The 26,067-nt window shown below is 72.0% G+C and carries 16 protein-coding genes; 6 read left to right on the top strand and 10 right to left on the bottom strand.

Annotation, left to right across the window (positions count from 1 at the left end):
- The first annotated feature begins 35 nt into the window (after nucleotides 1–35).
- On the top strand, nucleotides 36–881 hold the full coding sequence (locus J2S22_RS16415) for an MlaD family protein (RefSeq protein WP_272777505.1): 846 nt from the start codon (nucleotides 36–38) through the stop codon (nucleotides 879–881).
- Nucleotides 882–1,494: 613 nt separating this feature from the next.
- Here J2S22_RS16415 and J2S22_RS16410 read toward each other — a convergent pair.
- A complete protein-coding gene (locus J2S22_RS16410) occupies nucleotides 1,495–7,881 on the bottom strand; it encodes an apolipoprotein A-IV repeat region-like domain-containing protein (RefSeq protein WP_272777506.1) in 6,387 nt (2,128 codons plus the stop codon).
- A 415-nt stretch (nucleotides 7,882–8,296) separates the two neighbouring features.
- On the opposite strand from J2S22_RS16410, the gene J2S22_RS16405 reads away from it, so the two are divergent.
- The 3 genes from J2S22_RS16405 to J2S22_RS16395 all read left to right on the top strand — a co-directional run bounded on the left by J2S22_RS16405 (nucleotide 8,297) and on the right by J2S22_RS16395 (nucleotide 9,896).
- Nucleotides 8,297–8,611: a hypothetical protein gene (locus J2S22_RS16405; RefSeq protein WP_272777507.1), complete on the top strand. Its 315-nt coding sequence runs from the start codon at nucleotides 8,297–8,299 to the stop codon at nucleotides 8,609–8,611.
- A gap of 239 nt (nucleotides 8,612–8,850) precedes the next feature.
- Complete coding sequence (locus tag J2S22_RS16400) at nucleotides 8,851–9,243, top strand: Hpt domain-containing protein (RefSeq protein ID WP_272777508.1); 393 nt, start codon at nucleotides 8,851–8,853, stop codon at nucleotides 9,241–9,243.
- Nucleotides 9,244–9,575: 332 nt separating this feature from the next.
- Nucleotides 9,576–9,896 carry a 2Fe-2S iron-sulfur cluster-binding protein gene (locus tag J2S22_RS16395; protein ID WP_272777509.1) on the top strand — a complete coding sequence of 107 codons (321 nt, stop codon included), beginning with the start codon at nucleotides 9,576–9,578 and terminating at the stop codon, nucleotides 9,894–9,896.
- Nucleotides 9,897–10,035: 139 nt separating this feature from the next.
- Here the strand turns inward: J2S22_RS16395 and J2S22_RS16390 are convergent, their stop codons facing one another.
- On the bottom strand, nucleotides 10,036–10,497 hold the full coding sequence (locus J2S22_RS16390; RefSeq protein WP_272777510.1) for an acyl-CoA thioesterase: 462 nt from the start codon (nucleotides 10,495–10,497) through the stop codon (nucleotides 10,036–10,038).
- Nucleotides 10,498–10,649: 152 nt separating this feature from the next.
- Here J2S22_RS16390 and J2S22_RS16385 point away from each other — a divergent pair, with 152 nt between their 5' ends.
- Complete coding sequence (locus J2S22_RS16385; protein ID WP_272777511.1) at nucleotides 10,650–11,678, top strand: NAD(P)/FAD-dependent oxidoreductase; 1,029 nt, start codon at nucleotides 10,650–10,652, stop codon at nucleotides 11,676–11,678.
- Between the two features lie 48 nt (nucleotides 11,679–11,726).
- On the opposite strand, the gene J2S22_RS16380 is transcribed toward J2S22_RS16385, so the two are convergent.
- On the bottom strand, nucleotides 11,727–12,032 hold the full coding sequence (locus J2S22_RS16380; RefSeq protein WP_272777512.1) for a hypothetical protein: 306 nt from the start codon (nucleotides 12,030–12,032) through the stop codon (nucleotides 11,727–11,729).
- Nucleotides 12,033–12,361: 329 nt separating this feature from the next.
- On the opposite strand from J2S22_RS16380, the gene J2S22_RS16375 reads away from it, so the two are divergent.
- Complete coding sequence (locus J2S22_RS16375) at nucleotides 12,362–15,397, top strand: autotransporter outer membrane beta-barrel domain-containing protein (RefSeq protein WP_272777513.1); 3,036 nt, start codon at nucleotides 12,362–12,364, stop codon at nucleotides 15,395–15,397.
- 19 nt (nucleotides 15,398–15,416) lie between these two features.
- Here the strand turns inward: J2S22_RS16375 and J2S22_RS16370 are convergent, their stop codons facing one another.
- The 7 genes from J2S22_RS16370 to J2S22_RS16340 all read right to left on the bottom strand — a co-directional run bounded on the left by J2S22_RS16370 (nucleotide 15,417) and on the right by J2S22_RS16340 (nucleotide 25,991).
- On the bottom strand, nucleotides 15,417–16,109 hold the full coding sequence (locus tag J2S22_RS16370) for an isochorismatase family protein (protein ID WP_272777514.1): 693 nt from the start codon (nucleotides 16,107–16,109) through the stop codon (nucleotides 15,417–15,419).
- Between the two features lie 23 nt (nucleotides 16,110–16,132).
- Entirely contained in the window at nucleotides 16,133–17,269 is a 1,137-nt protein-coding gene (locus J2S22_RS16365) for an alpha/beta hydrolase family protein (RefSeq protein WP_272777540.1), read from the bottom strand.
- 205 nt (nucleotides 17,270–17,474) lie between these two features.
- Nucleotides 17,475–18,452, bottom strand: coding sequence for a Bug family tripartite tricarboxylate transporter substrate binding protein (locus J2S22_RS16360; RefSeq protein WP_272777515.1), 978 nt, complete (start codon nucleotides 18,450–18,452; stop codon nucleotides 17,475–17,477).
- Between the two features lie 228 nt (nucleotides 18,453–18,680).
- Nucleotides 18,681–20,558: a [FeFe] hydrogenase, group A gene (locus J2S22_RS16355; protein WP_272777516.1), complete on the bottom strand. Its 1,878-nt coding sequence runs from the start codon at nucleotides 20,556–20,558 to the stop codon at nucleotides 18,681–18,683.
- A 2-nt stretch (nucleotides 20,559–20,560) separates the two neighbouring features.
- Nucleotides 20,561–22,558 carry an FAD-dependent oxidoreductase gene (locus tag J2S22_RS16350; protein ID WP_272777517.1) on the bottom strand — a complete coding sequence of 666 codons (1,998 nt, stop codon included), beginning with the start codon at nucleotides 22,556–22,558 and terminating at the stop codon, nucleotides 20,561–20,563.
- Nucleotides 22,559–22,916: 358 nt separating this feature from the next.
- On the bottom strand, nucleotides 22,917–25,121 hold the full coding sequence (locus J2S22_RS16345; protein ID WP_272777518.1) for an SGNH/GDSL hydrolase family protein: 2,205 nt from the start codon (nucleotides 25,119–25,121) through the stop codon (nucleotides 22,917–22,919).
- Between the two features lie 120 nt (nucleotides 25,122–25,241).
- Nucleotides 25,242–25,991, bottom strand: coding sequence for a sulfite exporter TauE/SafE family protein (locus J2S22_RS16340; protein ID WP_272777519.1), 750 nt, complete (start codon nucleotides 25,989–25,991; stop codon nucleotides 25,242–25,244).
- Nucleotides 25,992–26,067 lie beyond the last annotated feature (76 nt).

Genomic DNA, 26,067 nt, shown 5'->3' with positions numbered 1-26,067 from the left:
CCGTGCGGGACGACGAAAGGGCGGGCGGTTCGACGATGGAAACGCGAGCGAACTACATCCTGGTCGGGCTGTTCACGCTGGCCGTCGTGGTCGGCGCCTTCACGTTCGTCTACTGGTTCAGCGCGCCGCCCGGCGGCCTCGACCGCAAGCGCTACGACGTGGTGTTCGAGGGCGCCGTGTCGGGCCTGCGGCCCGGCTCCTGGGTGCTGTTCAACGGCATCCGGGTCGGCGACGTCACCTCGGTGCGCATCGATCCCGACGCGCCCCGCCAGGTGATCGTGTCGGTCGCGGTCGACCGCGCCGTGGTGCTGCGCACCGACACCCATGTCGGCCTCGACTTCCAGGGCCTCACCGGCTTCGCCTCGGTGTCGCTGCGCGGCGGCTCGGCCACCGCGCCGCTGCTCGATCCGCCGATCCTGCGCGCCGATCTCTCGGCCGGGCAGGACGTCACCTCGGCGGCGCGCAGCGTGCTGCGCCGGCTCGATTCGCTGGTCGCCGACAACGAGACCTCCTTCCGCACCACGCTGCGCAACATGGAGGCCTTCACCCAGACGCTCGCCGACAACTCGGAGCGCATCGACCGCATCGTGGCGACCGCTGAGTCGGTGATGACCGGGGCCGAGACCAAGCTCGAGGACATCGCGCTGGCGGCCCGCTCGATCCGCACGCTGGCCGACAATCTCGACAAGAACATCACCCAGATGTCGACCGGGCTGACGCGCTTCAGCCAGACCGGCCTGCGCGAATGGGAGCGCCTCGCGGTCGACGGCCGCCGCGCGATCTCGACGCTCGAGCAGGCGGTCAAGAACATCGACCAGAACCCCAGCCGCCTCCTGTTCGGCGGCGCCCCGGCCCGGCCGGCCGGCAGCCGGGTGCGGTAGCCGGTCGCTCGACGGGGCAGGCCCGGGAGCCGGGCGGTGCGGCGCCGGAGCGTCGTCTTCGAGGTGCGGTGCACCGGGTCCATCTCGCGCCGTCGGTGATCGAGGCCGGCAATCCGAACCGGGGCGATCCGGACCGGTGGCGGCCGCTGATCATGAGCTTCTCGAAAGTCTACGGCCTCGCAGCCGGGCCGCCGATGGGCTCTACCCTGAGCCGGATCCCGCAGGATCGATACCGCAGCCCGGACGTCGACGCCGCCCGCGCTGCGCCGGTGCGATCCCCGGCGGCCTGAGCGGCGAGCCGCTCGCCTCCCACTCTGTCTGGCGCCCTCTCCGGCTCTTCCGAAGCATTTGGAAGATCGGTGCGCGAAGGCGCCGCGCGGTCCCAACGAAAAAGGCGGCGCCCGGGGGCGCCGCCTTTCGTCCTGTCGCTTGTCACGACTGTTTGGACGCCTCTCGTTCGAAGCCTCGGATCGGTTTCCACTGAAGTCGACCCACACTCCGCTCATCCCCGCCCAAGCGGGGATCCAGGGGCGGCGTGCCGTATCGCCTCTGGGTCCCCGCCTTCGCGGGGACGAGCGGAAGTCGGGTCCGATCCATCACGACCGAGAACCGCTCAGTCGAACCGTCCGGCCGCGTGGGCCAGCATCGTGTAGACCTTGCCGGTCTCCGAGGTCAGGTAGGTGCGGGCGACGACCTGGCCGCGATCGTTGCGCGAGACCTCCTCGAGCAGCCGCTCGAACTCGCCGATGTAGCGGTCGACGGTCTGCTTGAACTCCCGGTCGGCCCGGTAGCGCTTGCGGATCTCGTCGAAGGTCTTCTGGCCCTGCATGGTGTAGAGGCGGCGCGTGAACACGTTGCGCTCGCCGCGATTGTAGCGGTCCCACAGCTCGGCCGCGGCGTCGTGGTCGATCATCCGGGCGATGTCGACCGACAGTGCGTCGAGCGACTCGATCGTGTAGCGGCTGCTGCGATCGTCGGCCGGGCCGTCCTGGCGCAGCGCCTGGGGCTGGCCGCCGCGGGGCAGGGGCTGGTCGTCGTCCTCCCGCGAGGCGCGGCTCAGGAGGTCGGAGAGCCAGCCGCCGCGGCCGCCGTTGTTCGGGCCGTTGGGCGGAACCTGGGTCTGCGGCTCCGGATTGCGCTCGATCGGATTGCGCTCGATCTGGCGACGGCCGACCGGCTGCGGCGGGGCGGGGGGCGGCCCCACCGGCGCCTCGGCACGGGACGGCGGGACCTCGCGTACCACGGTGCGGGATCCGCCCTGGCCGCGGCCGCCGCCGGAGGCGACCGCCAGCTCCGCCTCCTCGCGATGGGCCCGCCGGGTCGGCTCGACCGTCGTCGTGTCGAGGGTGCGGCCGTGGCGGGCGACGATGCGGTTGAGCTCGGCCAGCGCCTCGATCTGGTCGACGATCACGCGCCGCATCTGGGCCGCGCTCTCGGCGGTCTCCTGCGGCAGCTCGAGGATGCCGCGGCGCAGCTCCTGCCGGGTGCCTTCCAGCTCGCGCTGCATCTCGGACGTCATCTGCTTCATGTTCGACAGCACGTCGGTGAAGCGCTCGGTCGCCGCCTGCAGCATCGACTCGGCTTCGTTGGCGGTCTGCCGGAACAGGGCGTGCGCCTCGCTGGAGGCCTGCTCGTAGACGCTGTGCAGGCTCTCGGCGGTGCGCTGGCGCTCCTCCTCGGCGGTCGAGCGCACCCGCTCGTGGTTCTCGGCGATGGCGCGGGCGCCCTGCGACGAGGCCTCGGCGACGATGCGGGCGATGTCGCGGGCCCGGCCCTCGGCGGCCCCGAGCGACTCCTCGAGCAGATCCGAGAAGCGCTTGAGCCGGAGGTCGAGATCCTCGGTGCGGCCGTCCAGCGTGGCGACGATGCTCTCGAGGTCGGCCCGCCGCTCGGAGAGGACCTCCTCGCTGCGCCGGTTGGAGCCCTCGATCAGGTCGACCATCTCGGTCAGCGAGCGGCCGTGGCTGTCGAACTGGGTGACGATCTCGCCCAGCTCGTTCATCACCTTGCTGCTGATGTCCTGGAACGAGCCGATGTGCTCGTTGACCCGGTCGGTGGTCTGGTTGGTGCGGGCGAGCAGCTCGTTCATCGTGGTGACGAACTCGGTCACCCGCGACGACAGGCCCTGCTCGATGGCGCCGAGATTGTCCTGGGCGCCGCCGAGCACCTCCTGGATGAGGGCGTTCGCCTCGCGCAGGCGCTCGAACAGGGCGGTGGTGTCGGAGCGCAGCATGCCGTGCGTCTCGAGGATCTCCGAGACGGTCGCCACGGCGGTCTGCTTCGACTGCTCGATCGCGTCCTCGGAGACCTTCTGCAGCTCCTCGATGCGGCCGAGGATCGTCGCCGTGGACTGCTCGACGGCGACGCGGCTCACCTGCTGGAACTCCTGGGCCCGCTGCGCCAGCAGCGTGCCGGACTGGCCGACCAGGCGTGTGGTGCTGTCCTGCAGCTCCTGGGTCGACTGCGCGATGACCGCGGTCGACTGTGCCACCGTGGTCGTGGCCGTCTTCTGCAGCTCCTGAGCCGACTGAGTGATGGCCGCCGTCGACTGCGCCACCATGGTCCTGGTGCTCTCCTGCAGCTCGTGCGCCTTCTGGGTCAGGGCGGTGGTCGACTGCGCCACCGTGGTGCGGGTGACCTCCTGCAGCTCCTGCAGCTTCTGGGTCAGGCCGGCGGCCGACTGGGCGACCGTGGTCTTGGTGATCTCCTGCCAGTCCTGCATGCGCTTGGTCAGCGCCGCGGCCGAGTCGGTGACCGCGCCGCGCGACGTGTCCTGCAGGTCCTTCAGGCTCTTGTTGACCGTGTCGGTGGCCTTGGTGCTGGCCTCGGTGATGACGCGGGCCAGCTCGTTGGAGTTGTCCATCATGGTCTGGGTGAAGGCGAAGGCCTTCGCCTCGATGGACTTCACGGCGTGGTCGGTGACCCGGCTCATGCCGGCCGTGAACTCGCTGCCCTTCGCCGTCATGGCCGAGAGGAGGCCGCTGCTCTTCTCGTCGAGCACGCGGTTGAGCTCGGTGGAGCGCCTCTCGATGGCGCCGGCGATCTCGTCGGCCTTGCCCACGAAGGTGGCGGCGACCTCGGTGGAGAGACCGGTCAGCGACTGCTGCACCTCGGCGGCGCTGCGCTTGATGGTGTCGCCGAGGCTGGCGGTCACCGCGGTGAGCGTGCGCTCGACCTCGGCGGCGTCGGACCTCAGGGTGCCGCTGACCTCGTTGGAGAGGCCGGAGAGGGCCTGCTCGACCTCGGCCGTGTCCTGGCGCAGCCGGCTGCTGACGCCGGTCGACAGGGTGGTCAGGGTCCGCTCGGCCTCGCTGGTGTCCTGGCGCAGCCGGCTGCTGATGCCGGTCGACAGGGCGGTCAGGGTCCGCTCGAACTCGCCGGCGTCCTCGCGCAGCGTCGTGCTGACGCCCTCGGTGACGGTCGACAGGGCGCGCTCGACCTCGGCGGCGTCCTGGCGCAGCGTCGAGGAGAGGCCGGCCGACAGCGAGCGGAGCAGCCGCTCGATCTCGGCGGCGTCCTGCTTGAGGGTGCCGCTGACCGTGGCCGAGGTGCCGGTGAGCAGGCGCTCGAGATCGACGGCGTCCTGCTTGAGGGTGCCGGCGACGCCCGACGAGACGGTCGTCAGGAGCTCCTGGATCTCGTCCACCACGACGCGGAGCTGGTCGGTCGACACGCCGGCGGCCCGCAGGATGCTGGACTCGGCGTCGGCCGCGCTGCTGCGCACCGCGTTCGCCGTGTTCTCGCCGAGCCGCTCCAGCGCGATCTCGGCCTCCAGCGTGTTGGTCTTGACCGCCTCGGCCAGCTGCTCGATGCGGCCGGCCAGCGCCGCCGTGGTCTCGCGGCTGCGCGCCTCGATCTCGCGGGTCGCCGCCTCCAGGCGGGTGGCGAGGATCTCGGTGGCGGCGTTGCTGCGGCTCTCGACGTCGCGCGAGGCGGCCTCGAAGCGGCCGGCGAGCAGCTCGGTCGCCGCGGTGCTGCGGTCCTCGACCGCCTTGGCGGCGCGCTCGGCCCGCTCGACCAGGATCGCGGCGGCCGTGTCGGTGCGGGTCTCGACCGTGTGGGCCACGGCCTCGGCCCGCTCGGCGAGCAGCGACGCGAGCGTGTCGGAGCGCGCCTCGATGTCGGCCCCGAAGCTGTCCATCCGCTCGCTCAGGAACGAGGCGGCGGTGTTGCTGCGCACCTCGATGTCGCGGGCGAAGCCCTCGAAGCGGTCGAACAGGAAGGTCGCCGTGGTGCCCGAGCGTGCCTCGATCTCGGCGGCGAGCCGGTCGATGCGCGCCGCGAAGGTCTCGGCGGCCGTCGCGGTCGAATGCTCGATGCCGTTCGCCACCGCGGCGGTGCGCTCGACCAGCTGGTCGGCGGCGGCGCGGGTCCGGACCTCGATGTCGGTGGTCACGATGTCGGCCCGGCCGAGCAGGTGGTCGGCCGCCGTCCTGCTGCGGCTTTCGATGTCGCTCGCGGCCGTCCCGATGCGGCCGACCAGCAGGTCGGCGGCCGAGAGGGCGCGGGTCTCGAGCTCGCTGGTGACGGTCGTGGCCCGGTCCAGCAGGTGGTCGGCCACCGTCTGGGTCCGGCTCTCGACCTCGGCCGTGGCGGTGCCCAGCCGGTCGACCAGCGTGTCGACCGCGGTCCGGCTGCGGGTCTCGACGTCGGCCGTCAGGGTCTCGACGCGGCCGAGCAGGGCGTCGGCCGCCGTGCGGGTCCGCAGCTCGATGTCGTGGGTGACGGCCTGGGTGCGGTCGAGCAGGGCGTCGGCGACGGCCTTGCCGCGGGTCTCGACCTCGCCGGTGAGGCTCTCGACGCGCGTCAGCATCTCCTCGGCGGCCGCCTTGCTGCGCGCCTCGACGCTCGCGGTCAGGCTCTCGGCGCGACCGAGCAGCAGCTCGGCCGCGGCCTGGCTGCGGCTCTCGATCTCGCCGCTCAGGGCGGCGGCGCGGGTGACGAGCAGGTCCTCCAGCCGGGCAATGCGGCCGTCGAGCGCGGTCGTGACCTCGTTCGAGCGGGCCGCCAGCGTTCCGTCGATCTCGCTCATCTTGCCGCCGACGGCGTCGATGAACTGCTGGCCGCCGGCGTTGATCAGGTCGGTGATCGCCTCGACGCGGCGGTCGAGGGCGGCGACCACTTCCTTGCTGCTGTCGCCGACCGACTTGCTGATGTCGGCGACCCGGGTGGTCAGCGTCTCGCCGATCGTCAGGGTGCGCTGGTCGAGGGCGTCCTGGAACCGCAGCAGCCGGTTCTCCAGCAGGTCCGCCACCTCGGTCGACTTGGTGGTGACGCGGGTGTCGAAGCCGTCGAGATAGACCTTGAGGGTCTCGTTGACCTCCTGGGTGCGCTGGCCGATGCGCTCGACCAGGTCGCCGCCATAGGTCTTCACGGTGCGGTCGAACTCGGCGAGATGCCGGGTGATCAGGCTCGCCAGGGTGGCGCTGTCGCGGCCGATGCGCTCGGCCAGCTCGCTGCCGCCGGTGGTGAACATCTCCTCGAAGGCGCGCAGGCGCTCGGACAGCATGTCGCGGACCTGGTCGCCGCGCGAGCCGAGCTGCTCGGCGAGCTCGCCGCTGCCGGTGGTGAGGATCTCCTCGAAGGCGCGCAGGCGGGCGGCGAGCAGCTCGCGCACCTCGTCGCCGCGGGTGCCGACCGTGTCGGCGAGCGCCTGGGCGCTGTCGGTGAGGGTGCGGGTGAAGGTCTCGCCGCGGTCGTTGAGGGTGTCCGTGATGGCGTTGCCGGTCTCCTCCAGGCGCGCCACCATCTCGCCGCCGCGCTGGTCGAGCGTGTCGGTGATGGCGGTGCCGGTCTCCTCCAGCTTGGAGACGATGTCGCCGCCGCGCAGGCTGAGGTCGAGGACGATCGAGTCGCCGGTCGCCTTGAGGGTGTTGTTCACCTCGTCGACCCGGGTCGCGATGGTCTCGGCGATCTGGCTCGACGTGTCGACCAGGGTGCCGGAGATGGTGTCGGTGTGCTCCATCACCATGGTGGTGATCTCGCGCGAGCGGTTCTCCATCAGCTCGACCAGCGAGATGGTCTTCTGGGCGAACTCGTCGGCGACGCGGTCGAGGCGGCCGCCGAGCATGTCCTGCATGTTGTCGGCGATCTCGACGATCGAGTCGTTGAGGTGGCCGGTCTTGATGTTGAGGCTGTCGGCGAGGCGGTCGCTGACCGCCTCGATGGCGCGGGTGGCCTCGTCGCTGGTGCGCTCCAGCCGCTCCAGCAGGTCGCCGCCGCGCTCGGCCAGCGCCGCGATCATCGAGTCGCCGGCGGTGCCGAGCGCCAGCGTGATGTGCTCGCCCTTGTCGGCCAGCGCCCTGGTGATGCGGCTCGCCACCTCGTTGAAGCGCTCGCCGACCACCTCGGACACCGTGAAGATGTCGTGCGACAGGTCGAGATGGACGTTGGAGATGGCGTTGCGCACCTGCTCGGCCTCGCCGACCAGCGTCTCGCGCTGCTGGGCGATGCCGTCGAGCAGGTTGCGGATGCGCACCTCGTTGTCGTTGTAGGCGCGCTCCAGCGCGGCCACCTCGTTGTTGACCAGGGTCTCCAGCTCGACCGCGCGGGCGATGGCGCGCTCGACGCCGTCGCCCATGGCGGCGACCTCGCGGCGGATCGCCTGGCCGACATTGACGACGCTGTCGTAGGCGACGGTCTCCGGCTCGGCGAACCGCATGGCGGCGCGCGCCATGGCCTGGGCGACGATGCGCAGCTCCTGCGAGCGCGACACCATGTTGGCGAGGACGAAGAAGAACACGATCGGCGCGGCGATGCCGGAGGCGATCCCGAACATCAGCGGCACGGCGACGGCGCCCTGGCTCATCAGCACGCCGATCTCGGCCGAATAGGCGAGGACGAGGCCGATCGCCGAGATCGCCCAGGCGGCGCTGAACAGGGCGGCCGCCATGTAGGGCGTGCGCGACGGCCGGCGCTGCAGCGACTGCAGCACCTCGCCGATGGTCTCGCGGTCGTCGTTGGCCGGAATCGTGACCGGCTCGTCGTGTCGGTGCGCCACCGGCTCCGGGAACGCGGGCGGTCCCTCCATCGCCAGCGGGGGGGGAGGCGTTCGGTCGCGGCGATCGTCGATGGGGGCCGCCGGACTGTCCGAAGCAGCGGTCGGGGCGGGCGAGCCACCGCCCACATTCAGGGCCTCCTGAATGGCCGACAGAGCGACCTCCGTCGGATCCTTGGCCTTTTTCGGATAGTTCGCCATGTCGCTCGTCGCCTCGCAAGCTACGCTGAACAGGACTGAGGCCCTGTGGATAAAGGTGTCCGGTCGTGCCACCGCACGATGTCTCGGGCACGGTCCGCAGGCGGGAATGACGATGCCGCTGGGATTCCCCCCCGTGGTCAGGCTATCCTAGAGGTCTGGAAGCCCCAGGGAAACCAAGTTTGGTAACCCATTTTTAATCATCGTTAACGGTGCGCCCATGCCTGCTCTTCGCCATCGCACGGACGACCGCCTCCCTCTGGTCCCCGAGCATCATGAGGGCGACAATGCGGCGGCTCTGCGGCCGACCGACCCGCAGCGCCGTTATCTCGAACGAGGTCTTAACGAGCCCGGCGGAAAGCTGCCGCTGTTCGACCGGGAGGGCCGGGCGGTGCCGCGCAAGACCATCGAGGCCTGCGTGGCGCACGGCTGGGCCCGGCCGTGGTTCGACAACCCGCTCAAGCCCGACTGGCTGGTGTGCCGGCTGACCGAGGCGGGTTACCGGGCCCTCGGCCAGGAGCCGCCCGCGGCCTAGGGCCGGACCGCCCCCGATCCGGGCGCCGCGACGGCCGCCGGGCCGGTCGCGGCCGGCCTGCCGGCGCGCCGGCGGCCCGCCCGGCGCGGGCCGGCACCGCTCGGTCGGCGACAATTGATTATCCTTAAACATCAGGTTGTTGCAGCCGTGCAACGGGACCCGGAAATCGCCCCCGCGTTTACCGGTGGGTGACGGACGGCGTGCACACTCCCGGGCACAAAAAGAGTTCGGGGCGTCACATGCACAGCCATTCCCTGCGGGAGCCTCCAGCCGGGCCGCCGCCCGCCGTCGCCGAGGCCGATCCGCTCGATCTCGTCCACCTGTTCCGGATGACGCTCGGCGATGCCCGCCTGCAGGCCGAGGTGCTCGACCTGTTCGACCAGCAGATCGACCTGCTGCTCGCCCGGATGGACACGGCGCCGCCGGCCGCGGTCGCGACCCTCGCCCACACCCTGAAGGGGTCGGCGCGCGGAATCGGCGCCTGGGGCGTCGTCGCCGCCGCCGAGGCGATCGAGGCGGCCGTGGCCGCCGGCACCGACATCGCGGCGCCGCTCGACGCCATGGGCCGGGCCGGGGCGGCCGTGCACGGGGCCATCGCCCGCCTGCGCCGGGACGCCCCCGCGACGAAATAATGCGGCAGAGTGAAGCGGGGCAGGGGGGCGCCTTGCAACCGCCGCCGCCATCCCCATCTCCAGGGGGAAGCTGGACGAGCCCCCCTCCCCCCCTCACAATCGTCCGGCCGACAGTGGCCCCGGTCAAAAGCCGGGGCCATCTGGTTTGTCGGGGACCTGCTATCGTCCTTATCGTCGGGGGCCCGCGCGGTCGCCCCGGCGCCCGGGTCGGCGGTGCTGGCGTCCCGCCCGGCGACCCCATATAGAGAGCGGCCGGCCTGCGACCGCCGCGACCGTCGGGCCGGGTTCCGTCACCCCCGAGCGAGCCTTTCGAGCGACCCGCACATCATCTCATGGTCAAGATCACCTTCGTCAGCTTCACCGGATCGTCCCGCACGGTCGAGGCCCAGCCGGGCGCGACCGTCATGGAAACCGCGATCAAGAACGGGGTGCCCGGCATCGAGGCCGAATGCGGCGGCGCCTGCGCCTGCGCCACCTGCCACGTCTATGTCGACGAGGCCTGGCGGGAGACCGTCGGTCCGCCGACCGCGATGGAGGAGGACATGCTCGACTTCGGCTACGACGTGCGGCCGAACTCGCGCCTCTCCTGCCAGATCAAGGTGCGCGAGGAGCTCGACGGCCTCGTCCTGCAGACGCCGGAGCGGCAGGCCTGACGGCAGGCCCGGTCATTCCGGGGCGCGCTGAATGCGCGAACCCGGAATCCAACCCAGGTCGTGGAGCGTGCCGCTGGATTCCGGGTTCGCACCTGCGGTGCGCCCCGGAATGACCGCGTCGTGATCGCCGGACCGACCCTCACCCCACCTCGGGCACGGTGCCGCCGCCGGCGCGCAGGCGGGCCGCGATCGCCTCGGGGAAGGGGCGCGGCTTGCGGGTCTCGCGATCGATCAGCACCAGGGTCGACAGTGCCAGCCCGGCGCAGCGGTCGCCGGAGAAGACCGCCTGGTCGAAGGTGAGCGAACTCGTCCCCACCCGCGCCACCCGGGTGCCGATCACCACCTCGCCGGGCCAGTGGATCTCGGCCAGGTAGTCGATGGTCAGGTTCGCCTGCACGTAGGTGGCGCCGTCCACCCACAGCCCGTAGCGCGGGTCGCGCAGCAGCGGCACCCGGCCGCCCTCGAAGAAGGTCAGGAACACCGCGTTGTTGACGTGGTTCTGCGGGTCGAGGTCGCGGAACCGGATGGTGTGGACGACGCGGTGCGGAAACTCGTCGGGGCGGGGCGGGCGCCGGTGGCGCGCGGTCGACTCGTCGGTCACGGGTTGCAGTCCTCGCGGCGGTGGCTTACAGGCTCGGACCCGAGCCTGGGCCGTTGTGCGGCGGCGGACCGCGAACCGCAAGGCGCAGCGGCGCAGACGCGACCCGCGCGACCGCTCGAACCGGAGCCCCCGCCCATATCACCGAGACGATGATGACCGATCCGATCAAGACCGACGCGCTGATCATCGGGGCCGGCCCGTGCGGCCTGTTCGCCGTGTTCGAGTTGGGCCTGCTCGACATCAAGGCGCATGTCGTCGACGTGCTCGACAAGGTCGGCGGCCAGTGCGCCGAGCTCTATCCGGAGAAGCCCATCTACGACATCCCGGCGGTGCCGCGGATCACCGGCCAGGGGCTCGTCGACGCGCTGATGGAGCAGATCGCCCCGTTCGGCCCGACCTTCCGGCTCGGCGAGATGGTCGAGACGGTGGAGAAGATCGGCGACCCGCTGTTCCGCTGCACCACCGACCGCGGCACCGTGTTCGAGGCCAAGGTGGTGGTGATCGCCGCCGGCGGCGGCTCGTTCCAGCCCAAGCGGCCGCCCATCAAGGGCATCGAGGCCTTCGAGGACTCCTCCGTCTTCTACGCCGTGCGGAAGATGGAGGCGTTCCGCGACAAGCGGCTGATGATCGTCGGCGGCGGCGATTCCGCCCTCGACTGGGTCGTCAACCTGCACCCGATCGCCCACCGCATCACCCTGGTGCACCGGCGCGACGAGTTCCGCGCCGCGCCCGCCACGGTGGACAAGATGCGGGCCCTGGTGGCCGAGCGGAAGATGGACCTGATCATCGGCCAGGTGATGGGGCTGGACGGCGAGGGCGGGGCGCTCGAGGCGGCGCTGGTGAAGACCACCGACGGCCGCGTCATCGAGGTGCTGTGCGAGGCGATGCTGCCGTTCTTCGGGCTGACCATGAAGCTCGGCCCGGTGGCGGGCTGGGGCGTGGCCCTGAAGGACAACCTGGTCGCCGTCGACACAGAGCGGTTCGAGACCAGCGTGCCCGGCCTGTTCGCCATCGGCGACATCAACACCTATCCGGGCAAGCTCAAGCTGATCCTCTCCGGCTTCCACGAGGGCGCCCTGATGGCGCAGGCCGCCGCCCGCTACGTGTTCCCGGAGAAGCGCGTCGTCTTCCAGTACACGACCTCGTCGACCAGCCTGCAGAAGAAGCTCGGCGTCGCCTGAACGCCTCGCCGGCGACGGGCGGGGCATGCCCCGCCCGCGTGCCGAGCGTCAGTACCGCGAGATGGTGCGCTGGCGCGTCACCGTGCCGCCGTACGGGCCCGTGGTGGTGCGGGTGCCCGTGCAGGTGCCGCCCGAGCAGGACGCGCTGCCCTGCCGCGTCACGCTGCCGCCGTAGGGGCCGGTGCGGGTGATCTGGCGGCTGCAGGTGCCGCCGGCGCAGCTCCCGGTCGCGCTGACGCTGGCGGTGCCGCGCGGCCCCGACCAGGTGCCGCTGCGGGTCCAGGCCTCGGCGTCGGCGGCGGCGCCGGCGATCAGGACGACGGCGAGCGCCGCGGTGGCGATCAGCTTGCTCATGAGATCTCCTCGTCTGTCGATCGGGGCCGGGCTCGGTCCCGAAGATGCGAGGAGACTGCAGCGGTCATGTCGCCGCGGTACGGCGCGGCCGTATCGATCGGTCGCCGGCGTGTAACGGCACGTCACCGGCTCCGGCGGCGACCGCTGCCGCGTGTGGTCGGCGGGACACTCCACCCCGACGACGCGTGCGTTTCGGCCGATCGACCCAAATTTCCACAGTTGGAGGAGCCGTCCGTCCTGGCCGTAATGGGCCGACGGCCGGTCGCGCCATCGCGGTCGGCGGGACGCGACGCGGCCGAAGCCGCGCGTGCTCCTCGCGGAGGGACATCGTGATCAGGTCGAACCACCGCGGCGCTGTCGCCGCGGCGTGCGGCGCCGTGCGCCACGCACACCCGGAGGCGCGGCGCCGCGGGCGGAGCCTGCTGCCGGCGCTGCTCGCCGGCGCGGCGCTGCTCGCCGGCGCGGCGCTGGCCACCACCGTCGTCGCGACGGCGCACGGGCAGGACTCGACCTGGACGGCCGCCAACGGCATCGAGTGGCACGATCCGGCGAACTGGTCGGCCGGCGTGCCGACCGGCACGGCGACCTTCGACAGCGCTGCCGGGTCCCCCGCCGTCTACGTCGTCTACGACGCGTCCATCGGCACGCTCGCCTTCACGGCCGACGCGCCGGCCTACTTCTTCGGAGTGGGTGCGACCCTGACCGTCACCGGGACGGGGGTCGACAACGCCTCGGCCTCTGCGCCGACCTTCTGGATCTGGGGCGGCACGCTCGCCTTCACCGGGTCGAGCAGCGCCGGGGACGCGATCATCGACAACTCCGGCGGCACCGTTACGTTCGCGGGATCGAGCACGGCCGGCACGGCGACGATCGGCATCTCCTGGGGCTCGACCATCACGTTCGGCGGATCGTCCACGGCGGGGGCCGCGACGATCACGAACGACGGCTCGGTCCTGCGCTTCGGCGACACCGCGACGGCCGGTGCGGCGACCATCACCAACACCAATTTCGGCAGCGTCGAGTTCCTCGGCTCCAGCACCGCCGGCACCGCGAGCATCACCAACAGCCAGTATTCGGGCACGAGCTTCGGCGACCAGAGCTCGGCCGACCACGCGACCATCGTCAACGGCATGCGCGGCTCGACCGGCTTCACCGGGAACAGCACGGCCGGCTTCGCCACCATCACCAACCAGCAGTACGGCACGACGAGCTTCGGCGCCGTCTACGGCACCGAGACGCCGACCGCCGGCGACGCCACCATCACCAACGACCGCGGCACCACCCTGTTCTGGGCCCATGCGACGGCGGGCGACGCCACCATCACCAACAGCAACGGCGGCTCGACGGTGTTCAACGCCTGGAGCACGGCCGGCAGTGCGACCATCGTCACCACCACGGGCAGCAAGACCGAGTTCTACGACTACGCCACCGGCGGGCTCGCGGCCTTCGTCACCACCGGCACCGGCTCGGTGAACTTCGGCGGCAGCGACGGCGCCGACGGCGACGGCCGCATCACGGCGGGGTCGATCGCCGGCAGCGGCCGCTATTCCATCGGGGCCGGCAACACGCTCGTGGTCGGCGGCAACGATCAGTCGACCGAGGTGAGCGGCATGATCGCCGACCGTTCGGGCTGCTGCGGGCCGACCGGCTCCGGCGCGCTGGAGAAGGTCGGCACCGGCACGCTGACGCTCTCGGGCAGCAACACCTATACGGGCACGACACTGGTCGAGGAGGGTGCGCTGATCGTCGACGGCTCGATCGCGTCGTCGAGCGGCCTGACGGTCGGCGTCGACGGAACGATCGGCGGCACCGGCGTCCTGCCGTCGACCACGGTGTACGGCACGCTGTCGCCCGGCAACTCGATCGGCACCCTCACGGTGAACGGCGACCTGACGCTGGCGGTCGGCAGCACCTACCGGGTCGAGCTGTCGTCCTCCGGGTCCGATCTCACCCACGTCACCGGCACGGCGACGCTGGGCGGCACGCTCGCGGCCGTGCTGCTGCCGGGCGAGACGGCGGCGCGCCGCTACACGGTGCTGACCGCCGACGGCGGCCTGTCCGGATCGTTCTCGGACGTGACGCTCGCCGGGCTGCCGTCCTGGTACACGGCCGTGGCGGGAACGCTCGGCGACGACGTGGTGCTCGACATCACGCTGGCGCTCGCCGGCATCGCCGGGCTGAGCGGCGACCAGCGGCAGGTCGCGGCGACCCTCGACCGCGCCTTCGACACCGGGCCGGGCCTCACCGGGCTGTTCGCCGACGTGCTCGCCGCGCCGTCGATCCCGGCCGTGCTGACGCAGCTCTCCGGCGAGATCGCGACCGGCGCGACGTCCGCGGCCTTCCGCCAGACCGACCAGTTCCTGGAGCTGATGCTCGACCCGTTCGCGGGCGGACGCGGCGCCGGTCCGGCGGGCGGTCCGGCGCTGGCCTTCGCGCCGGCGCCGGCCGGGAGCCCGGCCGCGACCGCGGTCGCGGGTGCCGTCAAGGCGCCGCCGGACCTCGTTCCGGACGTGCCGCGGCGCTGGCGGGTGTGGGGCGGCGGCTTCGGCGGCGACGCGCGCTATCGGGGCGACGCGGCCGCCGGCAGCCACGACCTGTCGGTGCGCAACTGGGGTCTCGCCGGCGGCGCCGACTACCGGGCCGGCCCGGATCTCGTGCTCGGTCTGGCGCTGGCGGGCGGCGAGACGGCGTTCTCGCTCGGCGGCCTGGGCAGCGGGCGCGGCAGCACGATCCAGGTCGGCGGCTACGGGAGCTGGCGGGCCGGCGCCGCCTATGTGTCGGCGGCGGGGACCTGGGGCGCCTTCGACGTGACCACCGACCGCACCGTCACCATGCCGGGGGTTGCCGACCGGCTGAACGGCGCCTTCACCGGGCAGGGCGTCGGCGGCCGGGTCGAGACCGGGATGCGGCTCGCGGTCCCGGGCGACGTCGGCGTCACGCCGTTCGCGGCGGTGACGGCGCAGGCCTTCCGGGCGCCGGCCCATGCGGAGACCGATGCGGCCGGGCTCGCCGGCTTCGCGCTCGCCTATGCGGAGCGGACGACGAGCGCGGTCCGCAGCGAGCTCGGCGCCCGCTTCGACGCCGTGGCGTGGCGGACGGCGGACGCGGCGCTGACCCTGCGGGGGCGGCTCGGCTGGGCGCACGAATTCTCGACCGAGCGCGCGGCGGTGGCGAGCTTCGTCAACCTCTCGCCGGCCGGCTTCACGGTGCTGGGCGCGTCGCCGGCCGCCGACGCGGCGCTGGTGTCGGCCGGCGCCGAGCTGACGCTGTCGCGTGGCGTCACCCTGCGGGCCGGCTTCGACGGCCAGCTGGCCGGCGCGACGCAGATCTATTCGGGAACCGGCTCGCTCGCCGTCGCCTGGTGACGCGGACGAGGGGGCGGGCTCAGTTCCTCCCGGCCTTCGCCAGCCGGCCGATCAGCTCGTCGGTCGCGGCGACGTCGCCGAAATTGATGCAGAAGTTGATCAGCGTCGCGTTGTGCTCCTCGTCATTGTGGTCGGCATTGGCGTCGCTCACCATGGTGGTGCGGAAGTCGAGCAGCATGGCGTCGCGGGCCGTGCTCTCGCAGCAGGTGTTGGTCGAGGTGCCGCCGATCCACACCGCCTTGATGCCGCGCTGGCGCAGCTCGACCTCGAGCGGCGACGAGCCCTGGATGAAGGCGCTGTAGCGGGTCTTGCGGACGATCAGGTCGCCCGGCCGCACGTCGAGCTCGGGCCAGAGCTGCGACCCGAAGGCGGTCTCGGCCATGGCCGCGGCGCGCCTGGCGCGCCGCTCGGGCGTGTTGAGCACGTCGTGGAAGTGCGACCAGTTCCTGAACGAGTCCTCGTTGGAGACGGTGCGGATCCACACCACCAGCCCGCCGGCGTCGCGCAGCGCCCCCGCGAGCCGGTTGACGTTCGGCACGATGGCGCGCGCCGCCGGGATCTCGACCTGCTGGCCGGGCGCCATGAAGTAGTTCTGCATGTCGACGACGACGAAGGCGGTCTCCTGCGCCGGCACGTCGTCGTGCACGTTCCAGCGCCCCTGGCGCTTGATCACCCGGGCGACGACCTTCTCGGGAATGACGACCTTGTGCATGCGGACTCCGGACGACGTTCTGATCATGAAAACACAGTGGCGCCGCGCGGGCGATCCACCTCCTCGCGCAGCCAGTCGAGCATATATGGCACGGCGTCGGTGCGGTTGTCGTTCATCAGGTGGATGCCGCCGCCCTCGGCGCCGGTCCAGATGCGGAGGTGCTTCGGCCCGGGCAGATCCGCGAAGGTCTTGTGGGCGGCCTTCACCGAGACGAGCGTGTCGTCCTCGCCGTGCGTCACCATTACGGGGCATCTGGCGTTCTTCAGCACGCCCTTCAGGGTGAACGCCTTCAGCGTCTCGCGCGCATCCGCCTCGTCGCGGGCGCCGATCACCCACTCGACCTGCGGCCGCACCGCCGGCCAGAAGTCGTAGATGTCGTCGAGCATGTCGTAGCAGGCGCCCCACAGGACGGCGGCGCGCAGCCGCGGCTCCATGGCGGCGCCGCGGCCGCCGTAGTAGCCGCCCATCGACTGACCGACGAGCGCGATCTTCTGCGCGTCGACGTCGGGCCGGCGCTCCAGGTAGTCGACCGCCGCGGCGATCGCGACCTCGTAGTCGGGACGCGCCGTGATGCCGCGCACCCGCAGCGGCTCGCCCATGCCGGGGCCGTCGAAGCACAGCACGCCGAAGCCGCGCTCCAGCATCGCCCGGGCGGCGAAGAACCACAGCTCCTCCGCGATGATGTCGACGCCGCCCAGATAGGCGATCGCGGCGTGGCGCTGGCGGGCCGCCCCGAGCGGCCGCCAGTAGTAGCCGGAGAGGTGCGAGCCCTCGAACGGGAAGGTGACGCGCTCGGGCGGATTGTCGAAGAACGGCAGCGCCGCGTGGAAGCAGGCGACGCAGCGGACATAGGCTTCCGTCTTGCGCGGATCGCCGCCCGGCAGGAAGAACTGCGCGGTGCGGAAATAGTTGTGGGCGTGCAGATACGCCTCGCGCGCCGTGATCGGGCGGCCGCGGGCGAGCGCGGCCCCGGCGGTCGCCTCGCGCTCCTCGCCGGCGGCGTTCCATTCGCGGAACCAGCTGTCGCCGTCGCCGACCGTGATGCGCTCGGCGACGCGGTGGCAGCGGTGGAAGTCGGCGCCGCCCATCTGGCAGACGTTCACGATGCGGGCGGCGAAGTGATACGACCAGCCGTCGTGGCCGGGGAAGTAGCGGAACATGGTCACGGGGGGAGTCCTGGGCGTCGTTGAAGGACGATGTCGTACGGGCCCGCATGGCGGGGTGGACCGCGTCGCCGATCGCTCCGGCGTCATCGCCGGGCTCGACCCGGCGATCCATCTCGCCGAGAACGACGAGGCTTGTGGCGAAGAGGATGGATGCGCGGGTCTTCGCCCGCGCATGACGCTTCGGACCGCGTGCCCCGCCTCATTGCGGCTGGAAGTTCACCGACTTCAGCAGCTCGGCGTTGCGGGCGACGTCGGCGGCCATGAACTTGGCGAACACCGCGGGAGACTCGTAGACCGGGTCGACGCCGAGCTCCTTCAGGCGACCCGAGTCGGCGAGCTCGCGCGTCGCGTCCTGGAACGCCTTGTTGAGCGTCTGCACCACGTCGGCCGGAATGCCGAGCGGGCCCCACACGCCGTACCACGACTTCACCTCGAGCCCTGGCACGCCGCTCTCCGCCGCGGTCGGGATGTCGGGGGCGAGGGCGCTGCGCTTCGCCGCCGTGACCGCCATGCCCTTGACCTTGCCGTCGCGGGCCATCGGCAGCAGCACCACCATGGCGTCGGTGAGGAGCTGGATGTGGCCGCCGGCGACGTCGGTGAGGGCCGGGGCGGTGCCGCGATACGGCGTGATGGTCAGCTTCGCGCCGGTGATGCGCATGAACTCGAGCGTGGCGATGTGGCTCGGCGAGCCGAGCGCCGGCGTGCCGGCCGTCCACTGGTCGGGATTGGCCTTGGCGGCGGCGGCGACCTCGGCCAGCGTCTTCTGCGGCATCTTGGTCGCCATCACGGTGAGCAGCGGCGCCTCGCCGACCCGGGCGATCGACACGAAGTCGGTCAGCGGATCGTAGGGCGCCTTGGCCATCACCTGCTTGGCCATGGAATGCGTGTTCGACGAGAACAGCACCGTGTAGCCGTCCGGCGCCGACTGCTGGACGGACTGGCCGCCGACCGTGCCGCTCGCGCCGGCGCGGTTCTCGACGATCACGTTGACGCCGAGCTTCCCCTGCATGCGCTCGGCGAGCAGCCGCGCCAGCGTGTCGACGCCGCCGCCGGCCGCGAACGGCACGACGATCTTGACGGTGCGGTCCGGAAACTTGTCGGCCGCGGCGCCCGGGGACGCGGCGGCGACGAGGAGGGCGACGGCGGCCGTGGCAGCGACGAGAGCGCGACGCATCATCGTGATCTGCTCCTGATCGGGGTCATGCAGTCGGAGCGGGTGTGCGCTCCGGCGGGAACGTCGAACCGTCTCATCCCGTGATCGGTGAGACAAGCGACGATGGCGCCCGCGGCAATGCGCCCGGCACTGACCTGATGGCCGCCGGCGAGTCGTTTTTCGCGCAATCCGAAAATACTGCACCGCATCACGGCGCGGCGGCCCGCGGACGCCGCGCCGGGTCGGTGCCGGTCAGTAGACCTTGCCGTTCATCTTGAGGTCGGCCCACACCTCCCGGACCGTCTGGGTCATCTCGATCTTGCGGTCTGTATAGTAGGTGTGCAGCAGGTGGTGCGCCTTCTCGGAGTTCGGGTGTCCGAGATAGTCGCGATAGAGCGCCTGGACCTGCTCGTTGCGGTGCGACTGGCGCACCTTCCGGTTCTTGTCGATGCCGAACAGGGTGGCGCGGCGCTTGAGCGCGTGCGGCAGATAGGCCTTCTTGGAGCGCAGCGTGCCGCCGCCGTCGACGCAGCCACCCGGGCAGGCCATGATCTCGATGAAGTCGAGATCGGACTTGCCGGAGCGCACCTCCTCGACGATCTGCCGGGTCGGCTTGAGGCCGTGGCACATGGCGATCTTGACGGTGCCGACCGCGCCGCCGAGCTCCACGGTCGCGGTGCGCACGCCCTCGAAGCCGCGCAGCTGCTCGATCTCGACATGCTCGAGCTCGTGGCCGTTGACGACGTAGTACATGGTGCGGATCGCCGCCTCCATGACGCCGCCCGTGGTGCCGAAGATGGCGCCGGCGCCGGAATACTCGCTCATGTAGGGGTTGTCGAAGGTCGACGGCGGCAGCGACTTCAGGTCGATGCGCTCGCGCTGCAGCATGCGGGCGAACTCGCGGGTGGTCAGCACCACGTCGACCTCCGGCACGCCGTCGTGGACGAGCTGGCGGCGGACGATCTCGTCCTTCTTGGCCGTGCACGGCATGATCGAGATCACCCGGATGCGGGCCGGATCGATGCCCATCCGCTCGGGCAGGTAGGTCTTGGCGAGCGTGCCGACGCACTGCTGCGGCGACTTGGTCGACGACAGCATCGGCATGATGTCGGGGTAGTGCCGCTCGACGAAGTTGATCCAGGCCGGGCAGCAGGACGAGAAGGTCGGCTTCTTGCGCTCGGCGATGCGGTGCAGGAGCTCGGTGCCTTCCTCCATGATGACGAGGTCGGCGCCCCAGTTGGTGTCGAGCACGATCGAGGCGCCGAGCTTGCGCAGCGCCGTGATGATCTGGCCCTCGACATTGGTGCCGGGCGGCAGGCCGAACTCCTCGCCGAAGCCGACCCGCACGGCGGGGGCGAACTGCACCACGGTGACGAGCTCGGGATCGTACATCATCTCGAGCGCGCGATCGGTCTCGTCGCGCTCGCCGAGCGCGCCGGTCGGGCAGACCAGCACGCACTGGCCGCACGTCACGCAGGCGGAGTTCTTCTGCGTCAGCCCGTGGCGCAGCCCGACCGCGGTGTCGAGGCCGCTGTTGATCTGGATGAGCGCGTCGACGCCCTGGCCGTCGCGGCAGATGGCGATGCAGCGCTGGCAGCGGATGCAGCGCTTCATGTTGCGGATCAGCGCCGGCGAGGACTCGTCGACCGGCCGCGCCGCGACCCGGGCGGGATCGAAGAAGCGGTTCTGCCGCAGGCCGACGAACTGGGCGACGTCCTGCAGGTCGCACTTGCCGTGGCGGATGCAGGTGGCGCAGTCCTGGTCGTGGTCGGCGAGCAGGAGCTCGACCTGCAGGCGCTGCATCTCGCGCAGCTCGGGCGTGCGGGTGTTGATCTCCAGGCCGTCCTGCATCGGCGTGGTGCAGGAGGCGACGAGATGGGTCTTGTCGGCGTGCGGCATCTTGATCTCGACCAGGCACACCCGGCAGGTGCCGGGAGCGTGGTCGATGTCGTGCAGCTCGCACAGGGTCGGGATGTAGACCTCGTGGCGGCGGGCGCATTCGAGGATGGTCTCGCCGGCCCGTCCCGCCACCACCTTGCCGTTGATGGTCGCTGACAGCTCCGCGGCGGGCTCGACCGGCCCCGGCGGGGTCGGGACCATGTCGGTCACACCCGTGTCGGTGGTGTCCATGATCATGCTCCCTCCGGGATCGCGTGCTCGGTGATCACCGAGTAGGTGCGGTAGCAGCGCATGCAGCGCTTGGCCTCGCGATAGGCCTGCTCGGGGCTGATGGTCTGCTCGACCTCCTCGAACATCAGCTTGCGCACGGTCGGGTCGAGCTCGGGGTGGTGGACCCGGTACTGCGGCTTCACCGGCACCTCGACGGCGTCGTCGGCCAGCATCCGGTTGTCGTTGAGGATCTGGCGCATGCGGGTGCGCGGCTGGAAGCAGGTGTGGCCCTTGCGGATCCAGTCGTCGATCGAGCGTGCGGCCTTGAGGCCGTTGGCCATCGCGTGGATGAGGGTGGAGGGGCCGGAGGCGCAGTCGCCGCCGGCGAACACGCCGGGCCGCGAGGTCGCGAGGTCGGTCTGGTCGACGGCGACGCAGTTCCAGCGGTCGAACTTGATGCCGTCCTCGGGCGTCAGTGCTCCCTTGACGACCTGCTGGCCGATGGCGGCGATCAGGGTCGCGCAGCTCATGATCCGCTCGGTGCCGGGCACCGCCTCGACGTTGCGGCGGCCGCGGCCGTCCGGCGCGGTCTGCCGCATGGTCGCGATCTCGACCCCGGTGATGCGGCCGTCCTGGTCGACGATGCGCACCGGATTGGTGAGGAAGTGGAAGACGACGCCCTCGGCGATCGCCGCCTCGACCTCCTCCGAGTCGGCCGGCATGTCCTCGCGGGTGCGGCGGTAGACGACGTGGACGCGCTCGGCGCCCATGCGCAGCGCCGAGCGGGCGCAGTCCATGGCGACGTTGCCGCCGCCGACCACCACCACGTCGCCGGAGAGCGTGACGGTCTTCAGCCCGGCGACGTGATCGTGCACCTCCAGCAGGAAGCCGATGCCCGACTTGTAGCCCGGCATCTCCGGATCCTCGTTCTCGACGCCGAGCCGGATGCCCTGCTGGCAGCCGATGGCGAGGAACACGGCGCGGTAGCCGCGGGCGAACAGGTCGTCGATCGAGAAGTCGTGGCCGAGCGCGCGCTTGAACAGGAAGCGGCCGCCCAGCTCGGTGATGATGTCGGTCTCGGCGTGCAGCACGTGCTTGGGCAGGCGGTAGGACGGGATGCCGATCGCCGCCATGCCGCCGGGCTCGTCCATCGCCTCGAGGATGTCGACGTGATAGCCGTGCAGCAGCAGGTGGTAGGCGCAGGAGACGCCGGCCGGGCCGGCGCCGACCACGGCGACCCGCATGTCGGCGCCGAGCGGCTGGGCGATCAGCTCGCGCCCGAAGGTCAGCGCCCGCGGGCCGGTCTGCTGGTCGGCGACGTAGCGCTTGAGCGTCTTGATGCCGACCGCCTCGTCGACGAACTTGCGCCGGCACGCCATCTCGCAGAACCGCACGCAGACGCGGCCGCAGGTCGCCGCCATCGGGTACTTCTGCAGGATGACGCCGAGCGAGTGCTCGGGCTTGCCGTCGCGGATGTAGTCGATGTAGCGCGGCACGTTGATGCGCGACGGACAGGCCTCGATGCAGGGCGCCGTCATGTAGGCCATGCCGTGCTGCTCGGGCTGCGCCCCGCGGGCGATCTCGGCCTCGATCACCTCGCGGAAGCTGCGCAGCGCGGCGAGCAGCGCGCGGGCGCAGGTCTGGCCGAGGCCGCACATCGAGGTCGCCGTCATCTGCTCGGCCAGCATCTCGATCTCGCCGAGGCCGAGCGGGCTCCTGCGGCCGTGGCGCAGCGCGTCGAGCGCGTCGCGCACCAGCACGGTGCCCATGCGGCAGGGCGTGCACTTGCCGCAGGACTGGTCCGCCGCCTCGTCCATCTGCCGCCACAGCGCGTCGATCAGGCTGACGCCGTCGTCGAAGATGAAGAAGCCGCGGTCGCCGAAGAAGGCGCGGATGCGGTTGTGCGGATCGAAGCTGTCGACGTTGGCGAGGGTCGGGAACGTGTTCTCCCGGAGCGAGGACGCACCGTCGCGGTTGTCGTACACGACGCCGTCCCAGACGCCGTAGCTGACCTCGGTCATGGGCTGCCCACTGTCTGGCGTCCGGCCGGGCCGGCGTGCGTCGGCCGCCGCGCGACCATCGTACTCCAGTCGGCCGTCCGAAATATCCGGTGGAACCCGCGGTTGTCGCGACACGACCGCAGGCGATCGCGTTCGCGGAGAGGCGACGGGCTCCGGCGCTCGGAGCGGACCTCGGTCCGCCCGCAGGGACTTTGGCGGGGGTATGGAGGAACCAGTGCCTTTCGGAGCGCGCCGCGACAAGCCCCGGCGGGCGCAGGGCCGATGTGCAGGATCGGCTATGCGGTCCGCGAATGCGGCGAGACCGGAACTGGCACGACGCCGTCGTGATCAGATCCGGTCGCGGCTTTCGATCGCGGGATCACCGCGTCGTCTCTCCGGCGGGACCGGCGGGACCCGCGGTCTGCGGCACGGGCTCGGTGGCCGGCGGCGGGGCGGGGAGCGCGGCCGGCAGCGGCTCGGCGACGATCGACGGGTCGGGCTGCGGCAGGCGCAGCACCGCGCGGGCGGCCGGCAGGGCGGCGTCCGCCATGGCGGCATGGCCTTCGGCGGTCGGATGGATGGCGCCGCCGTAGACGGCCGAGAGCACGCCCCAGGTGGCGTCGTGCAGGTCGCTCGGCTGCATGGTCGGCGAGACGCCCTCCGGAAACGTCATGGCGGCGAAATAGCTGTCGTTCGCCGTGCGGATCCAGCGCGCCCGCGAGGCGTAGGAGCGGAAGTCGCTCGGCCGGGCCGCGCACCGCAGCGGCGACGTGGCGCCCTCGACCGGGCTGGACGCGAAGCTGGTGCCGTCGGTGGCGAAGCACTCCCGGTCGAACGGCGGATCGTCGGGCGAGCGGGCGCAGAAGCCGTGGTCGGCGAACAGACCCTGATGGCCGTCGACGAAGGTCATGCGGTCGGTCGCCGGCTCGGCGCAGGCGACGCCGCCCGTGCAGGTGGCGAGCGCCTTCAGGCGCGGGAAGAAGCCGCGCTCGACGAACCGCGAGATGCGGGCGAGGCGGCCGCCGTCGACCCCGAAGGCCGGGTGGACGTCGAAGCCGTCGCGGCCGGTCGGGCAGGCGCCGCCCAGCGGGGCGAGCGCCGGGTGGCCGTAGGACACGTAGACGACCCGGTCGAGGCTGCCGCCGACCAGCGGCTTCAGGGCGGCGCGCAGCCGCTGGAAGCTCGTCGGCAGGGTCGTGTCCATGGCGGCATGCGCGGCCTCGACGCTGCCGATGACGCCGGCGCGGCGGAACAGGGTGCGCTCCCCCGACGCCTCGATGATCACGTCGGCGACGAGGCCGGAGAAGTCGATGTCGTTCGCCCCGACGGTGAGGAAGACGAGGTCGAGGCCGCGCTGCGGATGCGAGCGCTGCGCCCTGGCGAGGAGGTCGTGCAGCTGGGCGAGCTGGCCCGGCACCTGACGCGGACAGGTGGCGGAGCCGCTGGCGCCGCAGTTCAGCTCGCGCGCCGGCTGGCCGCCGAACAGCCCGGCCTCGATGGTGGCGCCCGTGCAGGCGAGCGGCAGGAAGGTGACGGCGATCTGCGGGTTCTCGACCGCCAGCGCCAGCGCGGCACGCAGCTGATAGCCGTAGAGCGAGCGGTGGCAGGGCGCGCTCATCCAGCGGGCCGAGAGCCGCGCCCATTCGGCCCGCTCGGTGTCGCTGCCGCGGCCGGTGGCGGAGTCGCAGGCCTTGTCGCCCCTGAACCCCTCCCGGCCGGGGCGGAAGAACTCGTTGCGGCCGCCGCCGCCGAAGCGGCGGAAGCAGAAGCCTTCGTCGGACAGCACCACCGGGCGGTCCGGATTGCCCTCGCCGGAGGCGATCGAGTCGCCGAGCCCGGCGATCAGCAGGTCCTGCACCAGGATCTCGGTGGTGGCGCGGCGCGGCGCCTGGCCCGGCACCGCGATGTCGGCCACCGCGATGGTCGGCTTGCCGTAGACGACCCGCAGATTCACCGGCTCGCCGCAGGCGGCCGTCACGCTGCGCGGCAGGCTGTCGCCGTCCTCGAACGTCCAGGTGCACTGGGCGGCCGGATCGACGGTGCCGGCGAGCCGCGCCTCGATGCGGTGGTCGGCGGGGTTGAGATAGGACTCGCGCACGCCGTCGCGCAGGCAGACCTCGGTCGGCCGGCCGGCCGCGTCGGTGCACAGCCGCACCACGGTGTCGCGGGCCCAGCCGCGGCCGTCGGTCTCGGCCGCCAGCGTCTGCTCGGCGGCCAGCACGGTGCGGCCGAGGGTGGCCTGGGCGTGGCGCAGGAAGTCGCGCTCGTCGCGAAACAGGCGGAAGCGGTTCTTCACCTGCCAGTCGATGTGGACGCCCTCGGCCGGCTCCGGCAGCGGCGCCGGGACGATCTCGGGGGCGGCGGGCGGCGCGAGAGGGTCGGGCGCGGCGGCGGGGCCCGGATGGACGACGATCGCCGGGACGCCGGACCCGCCGGGAGCCGGAGGCTGGCCCGGGGCCTGGGTCGCGACCGGGCCCGGGGGCTGGCCCGGGGCCTGGGCGCCGGCCGGGTGCGGCAGGGCGGCCGTGAGGGCCGCCGCCATCACGGCCAGGACCGTCGTCGCCATTCCGTCGCGCCACGCCATCGTCGGGTCTCCCGCCGGCCCGGTTCCACGGCCGGTCCTGCGCCTCGTTCTATACCGTGGCGCGGCGATAACAGGGCGAAAGCGTGACGACGGCGGATCGCGGCCCCGGAGGGGGCGGCCTCACAGCCAGGGCCGCAGCAGCAGGTGGGCGCCGAGGCCGATCAGCCCGACCAGGAACACGGTCCGGAACGCCTCTGGCCGGATCCGCCTCCGGATCCACTGTCCGATCGCCATGCCGGCGCCGGCCGGGATCAGCGACGCGAGCGACAGCGCCGCGACCGGCGCCCGCATCACCCCGGCCTGGGCGAGGCCGAGCAGCAGCGCGGCGCTCGACACCGTGAAGAACAGGCCGATGCCCTGGACCAGCTCGTCGCGCTTCAGCCCGAGCGCCTCCATGTAGGGCACGGCCGGCACCATCACGACGCCCGTGAAGGAGGCGATCAGCCCGCTGATCGTGCCCATGACCGGCGCCAGCCAGCCCTCCCGGTGCGGCCCGACGGCGGGGCGCAGCCGGGCGAGCCCGAGCACCCCGTAGATGATCAGCACCGCCCCGATGGCGGCGCTCGCGGTGCCGCCCCGGTCGGTGGTGAGGAAGCCGGTCCACAGGCCCAGCACCGTGCCGGCGACGACGCTGGCGAGCAGCGGCCACAGCCGCAGCGTGAGCCGGCCGAGATGCGGGCCGGCCCAGGCCTGCCAGATGTTGGTGACGAAGGCCGGCACCATCACCAGCGCCACCGCCTCGGCCGGCGGCATGACGAGCCCCAGGAGCCCGATCGAGACGGCCGGCAGGCCGAGCCCGACCACCCCCTTCACGGTGCCGGCGAACAGCAGGATCGCCAGCGCGGCGAGGACGGTGCCGAGGTCGAGCATGCGGGAGGGGGTCCGGAAGGCGGGCGCGGGAGCGGGGCGGCCGGACTCTAGGTCATTCGCCGCCGGGAAGGAAACC

Origin of the sequence: Rhodoplanes tepidamans, assembly GCF_030813915.1 — a bacterium.
Taxonomy (GTDB): Bacteria; Pseudomonadota; Alphaproteobacteria; order Rhizobiales; family Xanthobacteraceae; genus Rhodoplanes; species Rhodoplanes tepidamans.
This window is presented reverse-complemented; position numbering and strand designations above follow the sequence as displayed.

Bases quoted from the DNA above. Each gene is read 5' to 3' on its own strand.
- J2S22_RS16345 (WP_272777518.1), bottom strand. From the start codon at position 25,121: ATGGCGTGGCGCGACGGAATGGCGACGACGGTCCTGGCCGTGATGGCG.
- J2S22_RS16365 (WP_272777540.1), bottom strand. From the start codon at position 17,269: ATGTTCCGCTACTTCCCCGGCCACGACGGCTGGTCGTATCACTTCGCC.
- J2S22_RS16395 (WP_272777509.1), top strand. From the start codon at position 9,576: ATGGTCAAGATCACCTTCGTCAGCTTCACCGGATCGTCCCGCACGGTC.
- J2S22_RS16415 (WP_272777505.1), top strand. From the start codon at position 36: ATGGAAACGCGAGCGAACTACATCCTGGTCGGGCTGTTCACGCTGGCC.
- J2S22_RS16350 (WP_272777517.1), bottom strand. From the start codon at position 22,558: ATGACCGAGGTCAGCTACGGCGTCTGGGACGGCGTCGTGTACGACAAC.
- J2S22_RS16380 (WP_272777512.1), bottom strand. From the start codon at position 12,032: ATGAGCAAGCTGATCGCCACCGCGGCGCTCGCCGTCGTCCTGATCGCC.
- J2S22_RS16360 (WP_272777515.1), bottom strand. From the start codon at position 18,452: ATGATGCGTCGCGCTCTCGTCGCTGCCACGGCCGCCGTCGCCCTCCTC.
- J2S22_RS16385 (WP_272777511.1), top strand. From the start codon at position 10,650: ATGACCGATCCGATCAAGACCGACGCGCTGATCATCGGGGCCGGCCCG.
- J2S22_RS16400 (WP_272777508.1), top strand. From the start codon at position 8,851: ATGCACAGCCATTCCCTGCGGGAGCCTCCAGCCGGGCCGCCGCCCGCC.
- J2S22_RS16340 (WP_272777519.1), bottom strand. From the start codon at position 25,991: ATGCTCGACCTCGGCACCGTCCTCGCCGCGCTGGCGATCCTGCTGTTC.
- J2S22_RS16355 (WP_272777516.1), bottom strand. From the start codon at position 20,558: ATGGACACCACCGACACGGGTGTGACCGACATGGTCCCGACCCCGCCG.
- J2S22_RS16370 (WP_272777514.1), bottom strand. From the start codon at position 16,109: ATGCACAAGGTCGTCATTCCCGAGAAGGTCGTCGCCCGGGTGATCAAG.
- J2S22_RS16405 (WP_272777507.1), top strand. From the start codon at position 8,297: ATGCCTGCTCTTCGCCATCGCACGGACGACCGCCTCCCTCTGGTCCCC.